8 protein-coding genes are annotated in these 13,627 nt (G+C 37.3%); 6 read left to right on the top strand and 2 right to left on the bottom strand.

Features of this window, described 5'->3' with window-relative positions; all coding sequences use genetic code 11:
- The first annotated feature begins 4 nt into the window (after positions 1 to 4).
- The 4 genes from AEQSU_RS12280 to pheT all read left to right on the top strand — a co-directional run bounded on the left by AEQSU_RS12280 (position 5) and on the right by pheT (position 7,127).
- Positions 5 to 808: a TrmH family RNA methyltransferase gene (locus AEQSU_RS12280; RefSeq protein WP_014783189.1), complete on the top strand. Its 804-nt coding sequence runs from the start codon at positions 5 to 7 to the stop codon at positions 806 to 808.
- 96 nt (positions 809 to 904) lie between these two features.
- A complete protein-coding gene (locus AEQSU_RS12275; protein ID WP_014783188.1) occupies positions 905 to 3,364 on the top strand; it encodes a T9SS type A sorting domain-containing protein in 2,460 nt (819 codons plus the stop codon).
- 35 nt (positions 3,365 to 3,399) lie between these two features.
- Entirely contained in the window at positions 3,400 to 4,620 is a 1,221-nt protein-coding gene (locus AEQSU_RS12270) for an MFS transporter (RefSeq protein ID WP_014783187.1), read from the top strand.
- A gap of 80 nt (positions 4,621 to 4,700) precedes the next feature.
- Positions 4,701 to 7,127 carry a phenylalanine--tRNA ligase subunit beta gene (gene pheT, locus AEQSU_RS12265; protein ID WP_014783186.1) on the top strand — a complete coding sequence of 809 codons (2,427 nt, stop codon included), beginning with the start codon at positions 4,701 to 4,703 and terminating at the stop codon, positions 7,125 to 7,127.
- Between the two features lie 80 nt (positions 7,128 to 7,207).
- Here the strand turns inward: pheT and AEQSU_RS12260 are convergent, their stop codons facing one another.
- Both AEQSU_RS12260 and AEQSU_RS12255 read right to left on the bottom strand, forming a co-directional pair.
- Entirely contained in the window at positions 7,208 to 7,750 is a 543-nt protein-coding gene (locus tag AEQSU_RS12260; protein ID WP_425358418.1) for a fasciclin domain-containing protein, read from the bottom strand.
- Between the two features lie 139 nt (positions 7,751 to 7,889).
- Positions 7,890 to 8,468, bottom strand: a complete 579-nt coding sequence (locus tag AEQSU_RS12255; protein ID WP_014783184.1) for a fasciclin domain-containing protein — start codon at positions 8,466 to 8,468, stop codon at positions 7,890 to 7,892.
- 156 nt (positions 8,469 to 8,624) lie between these two features.
- Here AEQSU_RS12255 and AEQSU_RS12250 point away from each other — a divergent pair, with 156 nt between their 5' ends.
- Complete coding sequence (locus AEQSU_RS12250) at positions 8,625 to 9,341, top strand: hypothetical protein (protein WP_014783183.1); 717 nt, start codon at positions 8,625 to 8,627, stop codon at positions 9,339 to 9,341.
- A gap of 400 nt (positions 9,342 to 9,741) precedes the next feature.
- Positions 9,742 to 13,536 (top strand): T9SS-dependent choice-of-anchor J family protein, encoded by a 3,795-nt coding sequence (locus AEQSU_RS12245; protein ID WP_014783182.1) that lies wholly within the window; start codon positions 9,742 to 9,744, stop codon positions 13,534 to 13,536.
- Positions 13,537 to 13,627: the final 91 nt, after the last annotated feature.

Here is a 13,627-nt window from a genome sequence, read left to right as displayed (position 1 = left end):
CGGGATGAACAAAACCATCACCAGTTTTCACAATCCGCTAATAAAACAAATCGTTTTATTACAGGAAAAATCACGCGAACGCCGCAAAACAAGCCTTTTTGTAATTGAAGGGCTTCGCGAAATTTCACTTGCTTTAAAAGGTGGTTACAAGCTGAAAACCATGCTTTTCTGCCCTAAAATCATTTCTGAAGAAAAAATTTTTCAGCTGAAAAAATTCACAAACAACGAAGCAGAATTCATAGAAATCAATTTAGAAATCTATGAAAAACTAGCCTACCGAAGTTCCACAGAAGGCGTTTTAGCAATTGCCCAATCAAAAGATCTGAACATCAAGAACCTGAAACCACAAGCTAAAAACCTTTTGATTATTATTGCCGAAGCCCCAGAAAAACCAGGTAACATCGGTGCTCTACTTCGCACCGCAGATGCTGCAAACATAGATGCTGTAATTATTGCAAATCCGAAGACAGATATGTACAATCCAAACATCATCCGCAGTAGCGTGGGTTGTTTGTTTACGAATAAAATTGCCACGGGAAGCACTTCAGAAATTATTTCATTTTTGAAAGAACACAATTTAAATAGCTATTGCGCCGCATTACAAGCGTCTGTAAATTATGATACTATAGATTTTAAAGAAAACACCGCAATTGTAGTAGGGACCGAAGCCACAGGACTTTCAGAGGAATGGCTAAAAAACAGCACCCAAAACATCATTATCCCAATGCAGGGCGAAATAGATAGCCTAAACGTTTCCGTAGCGGCCGGAATCCTTATATTTGAAGCAAAGCGGCAGCGTGGGTTTTAGTAGAAGTTCGCAGTCGCAGTAAACAGTGTGATTAAGCAATGTTAACAACAAAAAAATATCATTAAAAAAATACTTTTTCAGCTAAAAAAATTTAATATGAAAGCAAAACTTCTTTTTATAGCAACTCTACTTTTTTCCTTTTCAATTAATGCACAAATAGATTTTGAGCCACACGTAACGGTTGATGATACAGGCGGCACCAATGGGGCAAACTCAGTATTCGTTGCCGACCTTGATGGCGATGGAGATTTAGATATGATTTCAGCTTCCGGAAATGACGATAAAATTGCTTGGTATGAAAATACCGATGGACAAGGAAATTTTGGTCCACAAAAGAAAATTTCTGAAACTGTTTTAGGGGCTACTTCGGTTTTTGCAGTAGATATTGATGGCGATGGTGATATAGATATTCTTGTCGCCTCTTCGTTGGACGATACTATTGGCTGGTTCCAAAATAACGGTCAAGGAATTTTTGGTTCGAGGCAAATTATTTCTTCACTTGCAGATGGCGCAAATTCAGTGTACGCAACAGATGCAGACGCCGATGGCGATATGGACGTATTTTCGGTATCTGCATTTGATGATAAAATTGCTTGGTATGAAAACACAAATGGTCAAGGCAATTTTGGTCCACAACAAATAATTTCTACAAATTTTGATTATCCATTGGATATTGTTGCTGGTGATATTGATGGCGATGGCGATATGGATATACTTACGGGAAGTAGATATAATAACAGTCGTGTGGCTTGGTTTAAAAATACAAATGGACAGGGAAATTTTGTGGAGCAACAAAGTTTAAATACTGATATTAACTATTGCCGTTCAGCAATTTTGGCTGATGTGGATGGTGATGGAGATTTGGATATTGCCGCTACATCGTGGAAAATTCAAGGACATAGAATCATTTGGTTTGAAAACACCAATGGCTTAGGAAATTTTAATAACACTCCAAATATAGTAGGTCTAATGGGCACTAACGCACGGCCTGAAACATTATACACCTCAGATTTTGATAATGACGGAGATTTGGATATTGTCACTGGAAGTTTCAATGACGGACTTTCGTGGTTCAAAAATAATGGTTCGGGCGTTTTTGGCACTATACAAATTATAGATAGTGAAATTAGAGATGTGCAAACCGTATTATCTTCAGATATAGATGGAAATGGTAGCTTCGATATACTTATAGCCGCAAATAGAGCAGATAGAATAGCATGGTACAAAAACACAAATGGACTGGGTAACTTTGGCCCAGCAAATGTTATGGCTGAAATAAACGGGGCCAATGGAGCGAGAGAAGTTATCTCTGTAGATTTAGATGGAGATGGGGATAAGGATTTACTTTCAGCTTTAACAAATGACGATCGAATTGCTTGGCAGGAAAACCTTGATGGGCAGGGTACCTATTCAGAATTAATAACAATTGCTTCAATTGAAAACCCGTTATCTATATTCGCAGGGGATATAAATGGAGATACTTTTATTGATGTTTTTACGCTGAGCAGTGCCTCTTTTGGTAAGGTGGTATGGTATAAAAATCTTAATGGCAATGCAATATTTGGCACAGAACAAATTATAAATTCTGAAGATAACCCAACAATTGTTTATTTATTTGATGTTGATAACGATGGAGATTTGGATGTTTTTTCTACAGTTGGAAGTTCACAATTGGTTTGGCAAGAAAATATAGATGGTTTAGGCACTTTCGGCAGAAAAAATATAATTATGGAAGGGCCATTTGTTAATGAAACATTATATGCAGAAGATATTGATAATGATGGGGATAAAGACTTAATTGCAGGTTATTATGAAAATTCAGACGCTGTGGCTTGGTTTGAAAATATGGACGGCCAAGGTAATTTTAGCACTCCAAAAATAATTTCTGAAAACATTGTTGTTCTAGATTCTGTATATGCTGCCGATTTTGATAATGACGGCGATAAAGACGTGATTGCTGTTTCTTATGGCACAAACGAAATTATCTGGTATGAAAATGCAGACGGACAAGGTGCATTTGTTAACGAACATATTATAACCTCATCTGCCGAAGGAGCAACAGATGTATTTGCGAAAGATTTAGACAATGATGGAGACATAGACATTATCTGCGCTGCTGCAAGAGGCAATGAAATAATTTATTACCTTAACGACGGCACGGGAAATTTCAACTTTCAACAAACATTGGTCTCCAATTTTAGATCTGCCAGTAGCGTAATGGCAGATGATTTTAACAATGATGGCAAAATAGATATCCTTGCATCCGCCTATGCAGCTGATGAAATTATTTGGTTCGAAAACCGCGGCCCTTTAAGCATAGAAGAAAACGAAAAAAACCTTTTCACCCTCTACCCCAACCCAACAGACGGCCTATTAAATATAAAATCCATAACCAAAATTGCTGAAATAACAATACACAACAACCTCGGTCAACTCCTTTTCACTTCTGAAAAAACAAACCAAGTTGATATTTCAACTTTAAACGAAGGCATCTACTTCGTGAAAATTAAAGACGAAAACGGACAAACTGAGACCAAAAAAGTTGTAAAAAAATAAATTGAAGTACCTTTCAAGGTAAATTAGAAAAAGCTTTGAAAACCATCACCCGTACCGTTTGGATTCTTTCTCTCGTTAGCCTATTTACAGACATGGCCAGCGAAATGCTTTACCCAATAATGCCTATTTATTTGGAAAGCATTGGCTTTTCAATTCTCTTAATAGGTGTTTTGGAAGGTTTAGTAGAAGCTGTTGCAGGCTTGAGTAAAGGCTACTTTGGCCAGTTAAGTGACAGCAAAGCAAAACGCGCCCCTTTTGTACAGCTTGGTTATTCCTTCAGCGCCCTCTCAAAACCAATGATGGCGTTTTTTATATATCCATTATGGATTTTCTTTGTTAGAACCGTTGATCGTCTAGGTAAAGGAATCCGAACTGGCGCACGCGATGCCATGCTTTCTGCAGAAACCACAAAGGCCAATAAAGGAAAAGTTTTCGGCTTTCATCGTTCTATGGATACCCTTGGAGCCGTCCTCGGTCCTGCCCTTGCACTACTTTATCTATATTTTAATCCCAAAGATTACATCAATCTTTTTTACATTGCCTTTATTCCTGGCGTTTTGGCGGTTGTAGCTTCTTTTCTTCTGAAAGACAAAAAAGTTGAAACTGCTTCCAAAAACGTTATTAACAAGCAGCCCAAGAAGAAAATAGGATTCTTTTCATTTATAAAATACTGGAAGCAAAGCTCTTCAGAATACAGAAAAGTGGTTATTGGCTTGCTTTTCTTCGCCCTTTTCAACAGCAGCGATGTTTTTCTACTTTTAAAAGCGAAAGATGCTGGCTTGGACGACACTTGGGTAATCGGAATCTATATTTTCTACAATTTAATCTTCGCCCTTACAGCATATCCTTTAGGAAGCTTCGCAGATAAAATAGGTCTCAAAAAAATGTTTGTCTTCGGCTTAATCATCTTCAGTATAGTTTACTTCGGAATGGGTTTGACAACAAATCTATACGCAATAATCGCGCTATTCTTTGGCTACGGAATATTCGGAGCCGCCACAGAAGGAATTTCCAAAGCGTGGATTACCAATCTGGCGAAGGACGAAAACACAGCAACTGCAATCGGAACTTTCACCGCTTTCCAAAGTATCGTCGCAATGATTGCAAGTGTTGTGGCGGGATTGCTTTGGTTTTATTTCGGAGCAAGCGTTACTTTTTTCGTCACCGCAATCGCCACGGTTTTTGTGATTATTTATTTCTTAGGAAATGCTTCTTTAAATAAAATTATCACACAAAGTCAAAAAACCACAAAATAACAGACTCACAAATTCACAAATTCACAAACTAAAACTTTAAAGGAAATACTATCTTTGCCCCCTGTTAAGAATCTATACCTATGACAATTTCCTACAACTGGCTAAAACAATTCATCAACCTTCCATGGGATGCCGAAAAAACTGGCGAACTATTAACAGACTTAGGTCTTGAAGTAGAAGGAATAGAAGATTTTGCTTCCGTAAAAGGAGGTTTAAAAGGCGTCGTGGTAGGCCACGTTTTAGAATGCACCCAACACACAAACGCAGACCGACTAAAAGTAACCAAAGTTGACGTTGGCACAGGCGAACCAATACAAATAGTGTGCGGCGCGCCAAACGTAGCCGTAGGTCAAAAAGTTCCTGTAGCCACCGTTGGCACTACCCTTTATGATGAAGAAGGAAAACCTTGGCAGATAAATAAGGGAAAAATTAGAGGCGAAGTAAGCGAAGGAATGATCTGCGCCGAAGACGAACTCGGAATCGGAAAATCGCACGAAGGCATTATGGTTCTAGACGCAAAACTAAAACCAGGAACCACTTTAGCCGAAGTTTTAAAAATTGAAAACGACAAAATTTTTGAAATAGGTTTAACCCCAAACCGTTCAGACGCAATGAGTCACTGGGGCGTTGCTCGCGATTTAAAAGCGGGCTTACTTCACAAAGAAATTTCAGCAAAACTGAACACACCATCAACAAGTAGTTTTAGAGTTGATAATAGGACCTTAAAAATTCCTGTGAAGGTTGAAAACCAAAAACTTGCTCCTCGTTATTGCGGCATCACAATCAGTAATATAAAAGTTGGAGACTCACCTGCTTGGCTTCAAAATAGATTGAAATCCATTGGGCTTTCGCCGATAAATAATATTGTGGATGTTACTAATTACGTACTTCACGAACTCGGCCAACCTCTTCACGCTTTTGATGCTGCTAAAATTGCAGGAAATACAGTAAATGTAAAAACACTTCCTTCAGGAACAAAATTTACAACTCTAGATGGCGTAGAGCGCGAACTACACGAAGAAGACCTAATGATTTGCGATGCCGAAAAACCGATGTGCTTTGCAGGCGTTTTTGGCGGAATTAACAGTGGCGTGTCTGATACTACAACAAGTATTTTCTTAGAAAGTGCATACTTCAATCCTGTGAGCATTCGCAAAACCGCGAAACGACACAGTTTGAGCACCGATGCTTCTTTCCGTTTTGAAAGAGGAATTGATCCAAACATCACAGATTATGCGCTTCGCTATGCTTCTATTTTGATTCTTCAAGTGGCAGGAGGCGAAATAACAAGCGACTTGGTGGATATTTATCCAAAGAAAATTGAAGATCATCAAGTATTTCTCAATTATGAAAAAGCAAACGCACTTATAGGTGAAGAAATTCCGAAGGAAACAATCAAAGACATCCTCACTTCGCTAGAAATGAAGATAACCAACGTAACCGAAACAGGTCTCGGCATGAGCATTCCTGCCTACCGAAACGACGTTACACGCGATGTAGATGTGATTGAGGAAATACTCCGAGTTTACGGTTACAATAACATTAAATTCACTCAAAAACTCAACGCTTCCATTTCTCCAATTTTGCCTGGTGAAGATTATGACGTTCAAAACAAAATCGCTTTACAACTCACAGGTCTTGGGTTTAACGAAATGTTGAATAACTCCCTCACCTCTCCAAAATACAGCGAACTGAGTGAAAGCCTTAAAGAAAGTTATAATGTAACAATGCTCAATCCGTTGAGCCAAGATCTTTCGGTAATGCGTCAATCTATGCTCTTTTCTGGCTTAGAAGTGATTGAATATAACAGCAACCGGAAAAATAATGATTTAAAATTATTTGAATTCGGAAAAACCTATCACAACTTTCTTAGTGGAAGAGCAGAAACAAAACATCTTTCTCTATTGATTACAGGAATGAAAACGGAAGGGAATTGGGCAACACCAGACACCAAGAGCAATTTTTTCTTCGGAAAAGGAACGGTTTCAGTTTTGATGGAGCGCTTAGGTCTTGATAATTATTCTGAAGATATTATTGAAAGTGATATTTTTTCTGAAGGAATCAGTTTTATAAGAAACAAAGTAACCATTGTTGAGTTTGGAATTGTAAACAAAAAAATAACAAAAGAACTAGACGTTGATGCCGAAGTATTTTACGCAGATTTCAACTGGGATACGGTTCTAAAACAAATTTCAACCAAAAACTTCAAGCTAAAACCGATTGCAAAGTTTCAAGCAGCTCAACGTGATTTTGCTTTATTACTGGACAGTTCGGTACGTTTTGGAGATTTGCGAAATGCAGCAATTAATACCGAAAGGAAGTTTCTAAAAAGTGTTACTCTTTTCGATGTTTACAAAGGCGAAAACCTTCCCGAAGGCAAAAAAAGCTATGCCCTAAGTTTCACTATTCAAGACGAAGAAAAAACTTTGACAGACAAGCAGATTGATAAGATTATGAACAAACTGCAACAAAAATTTGAAACTGATTTTGGGGCAATTCTTCGATAGAACCACTGATTTATGCATAAAAAAACAGCGACCTTTTAGGTCACTGTTTTCGTTTTACTAAACTTTATATTTGGGTAATATTATTTAGGTAAAACAACGCTATCAATAACGTGAATCACACCGTTGGATTGGTTAACATCTGCAATAGTAACAGTTGCCATTCCTCCTTTTTCATCCATAAGCATAACTTTTTTACCTTTCATCATTGCTGTCAAAGTTCCACCGCTAACGGTTTTGTAAGTTGCTTTTCCATTTCCTTTTTTAATATCCTTCATAATATCTGCAGCACTGTGTTTTCCTGCAAGTACGTGATAGGTAAGAATGGTTTGCAGCGTTTTTTTGTTCTCTGGTTTTAGCAAAGTTTCAACCGTTCCTTTTGGAAGTTTTTCAAAAGCCGCGTTTGTTGGTGCAAAAACGGTAAATGGCCCGTCGCTTGCAAGTGTTTCTACTAAATCTCCAGCTTTTACTGCCGCAACAAGAGTTGTGTGATCTTTAGAGTTTACTGCGTTTTCAACAATGTTTTTGCTTGGATACATTTCTGCACCACCAACCATTACTGTTTTTTCGTTTTTCATCATTTTGTCTTGTGCAAAAATTGACGATGTTCCGGCCAAAATTGCCATTGAGAATAATGCTGCTGTAATAAGTTTTGATTTCATAATAATGTGTTTTTAGTTTTATATTTATGTACCTATAAACGAAAGTCTGGAAACTGCGGTTTTGCAATTTCCAGACTTTAAGGTTTATTTAACTTTTATAAAACTATTCTTCCGAAGCCGGAAAAATCAAACCACTCACTATATGAAAGAAACCATTTTTATGATAAAAATCTGAAGCGATTATAGTCGCAGTTCTGTTTTCAGAATCAACCAACTGCAAGTTTCCATTGGTTTCACGGATGCCCAGCGTTTGTCCATCTAATGTTTTCATTGAAGTTCTTCCGCCGTTTTTAGTTACTTCTTGCTGCAAACTGTTGCTATCAATTCTACCAGGAACTGCTAAGTATTTTACCATCGAATTCACTAAAGCTGTATTTCCTAAAATAGAATCTCTGCTCTTTTTTGGTAATTCCGAAAAAGAAGCGTTAGTCATAGCAAAAATCGTTACCATTTCTTCGCTTTCAAGTTTTTGACGAAGCGGGTCATTCAATAATATTTTAGCCAAAACCGTAAATTGTGGGGCTTCAGCTATGTTCTCAGTAAATGTTTTTGTAGAAGTAAAATTGTTTCCTTCCCACTCTTTGGAAACTTCTGCTTTTCCTGTTGAAAGATATTTTTGCGCAGAAACCGTAGTTCCCAAACAAGCCATAAAAAGAAGTAGAATTGTATTTTTTAAACGCATAATTTATTTTTAAGATTGTAAATATAACAAATACGAAGCCATTATCTTTCAAACGAAAAAGCTAGAGCATTATTAGAAATTTTTCATGAAACTGTGTTAAATAGTTGCTTTGCTTCTAAGTACTGTGTAAATTTAATATCCCAAAAATGGTCATCTATGTTTTCCAGAACTAATATTGAAAAACAACTGCTTAAATTTCGTTCTAAACGTGTTGGTGAGCAGTCTGTTATGAAAGAAGTGCAACGCATATTTTCAGAAAACGAAAAACAGCGCGATGTAATTATTTTAAGTCTATCCGAAGAATCCAGCGAGATTATAAATTATTTCAATTTTGATTTGCTTGAAACACAGCACATCTTTCGTATTGATGACATTGAAAAACTTTGCATCAATTACCGTTTACGGTTTTTAGATTCACATTATTTTAAAGGAGATTTTCCTGATGAAGCAATTTCAGAAGTGCGAAACCTCGAAAATAAACATCAAATTACGTTGAAAAACTTCAAAATTATCGCGCCTGCAAAACTTATGAAACTTGAAAATGCAGACGATCCGCTGCTTTTCGCACCAATGGGAAATGACTATTTCTATTTAATTCACAAATGGGGTACTGATTTGCACCCACTTCGAAAATTATTGATGTGGCCTTATAAAAGTCTAGATAACTTGGTTTTTATTGTTGCGGTTTTGAGCGTAATGCTCACGTCCATTACTCCAATGAGCTGGTTCACTCCTCATCCCGGAATTGGTGAATATATATTTTTAGCCTTTTATATTTTTATAGCTATGGGAGGAATGGTAATTCTTTACGGTTTTTCAAAAGGAAAAAATTTCAACGGAGCAATTTGGAAAAGTAAATATTACAATGCCTAATCTTCTTCTTTTGAATCGGGCCGATAAGAGAATTTATCAATAGTAAAAACCATCTATCGATGGTTCATTTCAAAAATTGAACATTTTTTCCTGTCGTCGGTTGGAAGCTATAGATTTTGAATACTTCATTATTAATTTCAAAATCAATTATTCAATTTATTATAGAAACTTTCTTATACCACTTTCCGCATCCACAATTCATGATTTTTTTAGTTAATTAGCGAAGATTCTTACATTAACAAGGACAATGCTCTGCTATTCTAAAATTAATGATTATCAGCGATTTAAGACTTAAATTCTTTAGGAATTCCGAATTCCGAGAGACCTTTTCTTTTATAGGCGTTTGTTTTCTGCTACTTTGCCACATTAAATTTCACTAATTATAAATCATAAAAAACTAATGAAAAGAATTACCCTAATTCTATCCCTGTTTATTATCTGTTTCAGTTGGCAAGGAAATGCGCAGGTATTAAGCGAAAATTTTGATTCTCCAACTTTCCCCGCAGGTTGGACTAATGAATACGTTAACAAAACGGAAAACTGGAACATTGTGACCGGAAACCCTTATGGTGGAGTTCCACATTCGGGTCCTCAAATGGTTGAATTTAATCATTCCAACTTTGGAGCAATCACAAAGTTGGTAACTCCAAAGTTAGATTTAACAGGAGTGAACAATCCACAACTTAATTTCTTCCTACTTAACATAAAAGTAGGTGTTGTAGATGAATTGAAAGTTTATTACAAAACAAGTGCTGCTGGATCTTGGACACAAATTGGTGAAAACTATAACTATGAGCACAATACGTGGACCGAAATAACTCTAAACCTACCAAACCCATCAGCTGACTATTATATAGCTTTTGAAGGTAAATTTAACTTCGGTGGCGGTGTAGACATAGACGATGTAACTGTAGCTGCTGGACCATCTTGTTTAGCGCCTACCAATCTAAAAGCTATAAATCTTACCGCAACTTCAGCCTATTTAGAGTGGATTGAGCCAGGTTCTGCAACCCATTGGGGCATTGAATATGGACCTATTGGTTTTACGCAAGGTACCGGCACATCCGTTTATGACGCAGACGGTATTTTAGGTGAAGCAATTACTGGATTAAGCGCCAATACCACTTATGACTTTTATGTGAATGCCGATTGCGGAAGTGGTGATATTAGTTCATGGGCTGGACCTAAACAATTTACAACTACTTGCACCCCTATTAGCTCGTTCCCTTGGACAGAGAAATTTGAAGGAGTTTCATATCCAGATATACCAAATTGCTGGACTGTGGTTGATAATAATAACGATACTCGCACTTTTGAATCTGATAGTTTTGGCATTAATGGCTCAATGGCCGTTGGGATGTACACAGACTTTAACAACGGAAACAATGATGATTATTTAATGTTGCCTCCATTAAATTTGAATGGAAACCAACAGTTGACATTTTATACATTATTATTAAATGCAAACCAGCCAGACGAATTTGAAGTATTATTATCTACCACTGAAAATGATGTGACAGACTTTACAACCGTTATTCTTCCTCGTAATCTTGTGACTACTGCAGGACCTAACGAAGTTAATATAGATTTAAGCGGATACAGCGGAATTGTACATATAGCAGTACACATTCCAAATAGTAGTACTGATGGATATTACATCTATTTTGATGATTTTTCCGTAGAAGATGTTGTTTTGTCTTGCCTTCCAGTAACCAATTTAACTGCAACACCTCTTGGAGACGGTTCGGTTGATGTTGCTTGGACAGCAGGAGGAACTGAATCCAAATGGGAAATTGAATACGGAGCTCCTGGATTTCCATTAGGAACTGGAACAACAGTAACCGTAAATGGTTCAGCCGAAGAAAATCTTACTAGCTTAGATAGTAATAAAAGTTATGAGCTTTATGTTACTGCAATTTGTGGCGCTGGTGACGAAAGTACTCCTACAGGCCCCGTAGCATTCAGAACCGCTGACGCAAGTGGCTGCGGACAAACACAAGCTGGCAACAACTTTGAAGGAGTTTATGTGATCAATCCAGATTCTGGATATAAAATTGCAGATGATTTTATCGTTTCAGCGAGTACCATAAATTTTTCGGTTGAAAAAATTACCGCAAACCTTGTGGCTGATGGTGGTATTAATACTGCAAGTATTGTTTTCTATGAAGATAATAATGGAATACCAGGAACTCAAATTGGAACTACCATCCAAGACATTACTCCTACCTCACAAAGTTTAATTGGAACATATCAAGGCATTGACGCTTGGGAAGTAATCCTTGACCTTCCTACATCTGTAGATTTTTCAAATGGTGCTAACAACACCCCAGCTACCTATTGGATACAAATTAGTGCAACACCAAATGGTAATAATCCTGTAGGTATTGACATGACCAGTGCAAATCATATTGGTAATTATGCTATGATTAAATATGAAAATGAACCTTGGATGATAAATCCAGGTAGTTTTGACGCTGTTTTCAGTATTGGAGGAACTTGCACAAAAGTAGAATGTCCTGAACCTACAAATTTATCGGCAACAAACATTACTTTAAATTCCGCTAAAATTAATTGGAACGCTGGAGGCACTGAAACCGAGTGGGAACTTGAATACGGCCCAGCTGGATTCACTCTTGGAACCGGTACTGTAATTCTTGACAATGATGGTACTATTGGTGAAAACATTACAGGTTTAGATGCAGCAACGTATTACGATTATTACGTTACGCCTTTATGTGGAACAGGAACTCCTTTTCCAGCAGGTCCAAAAGGATTTAGTACGCTTTGCGGAACCACAATAGACACTTTTCCATTTTCTGAGTCTTTTGAAAATACTTCAGGAACTAGAGATTGCTGGACAAATGAATATGTAACTGGTGACTCGGTAGATTGGAAGTATGTAACTACAAATGGAGACAATTCCATTACTCCCAGAACAGGAGAGTTGATGGCACAATTAAAATCTGAATCATATGATGACAAAACAAAACTGGTAACTCCAGCTCTGGATTTAACTTCATTAACAAACCCACAATTAACTTTCTATTTTGCAACCACAAAATGGATTGCTGATAACGACGAATTGCGGATATTTTATAAAACAAGCGCTTCAGGTGCCTGGACCCAAATTGGAGATAACTACACTGCCGAAACGATAGTTTGGACTCAAGTTATCTTAGACCTTCCTGAACCAAGCAGTGAATATTACATTGCTTTTGAAGGAAAATCTAATTTTGGAAGAGGTATAGATGTGGATGATGTTTTAGTTGGTGAAGCTCCAACCTGTATGCAGCCGCTAAACCTAATTGCTAACCATATGACACAAGATTCCGTAGAACTTTCTTGGGATGCTGTTCCTAGTGCGGCAAATGGTTATGAATGGTTTGTATTTACTGCAGGTGCAGATCCAACTACTGACACTCCAGTTGCTACCGGAACCACTCCAAACGGAACAACAGTTGTTAACGTTACAGGTTTAACGGAACTTACAGTATTTGACTTTTATGTATTATCAAACTGTGGTTCTGGTGAAGAAAGCAGCTTGGCAGGACCAACTACTTTTAAAACAGCAGATATCGCTTTGACCTGTGGGGATAAATATTATGATACGGGCGGACCTTCCGGCGATTATGGCAATGACGAATTCATTACAACTATCATAGCTCCAGATAACTCAAACGAAAAAATTACCGTATCATTTTCTTCTTTCGATGTTGAATTTGGCTGGGATGCGTTATACGTTCACGACGGACCAGACGCTTCTTATCCATTGATTGATAGCGGAAATGGACCAACAGCTAATTTTCCAGCAGGTGGGTATTACGGGCAGACTCCTCCAGCCCCATTCACCTCAACCCATTCAAGCGGTGCATTGACCTTTGTGTTTATGAGTGACTATCGATTCCCTTATTCAGGTTGGGAGGCAGATGTTACTTGTACTCCACTAAGCGTAGCAGATATTGCTTTTGAAAATTTCAGTTATTACCCAAACCCAGTTCAAAATACGTTATCGCTTAAAGCAGTTAACAATATTGAAAACATCACAGTTTATAACTTGTTAGGGCAGGAAGTTATGAGTATCAAACCCAATAGCCCAATCCCAACTTTAGAAATGGGCAATATGCAAACAGGTACTTATTTAATGAAAGTAACGATTGATGGAAATTATAAAACCTTCAGAGTTATCAAAAAATAGATACTCACTTTCATTTCACAATTAATTTTGAAACCATCCTCTTTCGGGGATGGTTTTTTTAGGTGAAATTGGAAATTTATGAAACTTTTCA

The organism is Aequorivita sublithincola DSM 14238 (genome assembly GCF_000265385.1).
Lineage (GTDB): Bacteria > Bacteroidota > Bacteroidia > Flavobacteriales > Flavobacteriaceae > Aequorivita > Aequorivita sublithincola.
Note: the sequence above shows the minus strand (reverse complement) of the source record. Positions and strands in the feature narration are given on the sequence as shown.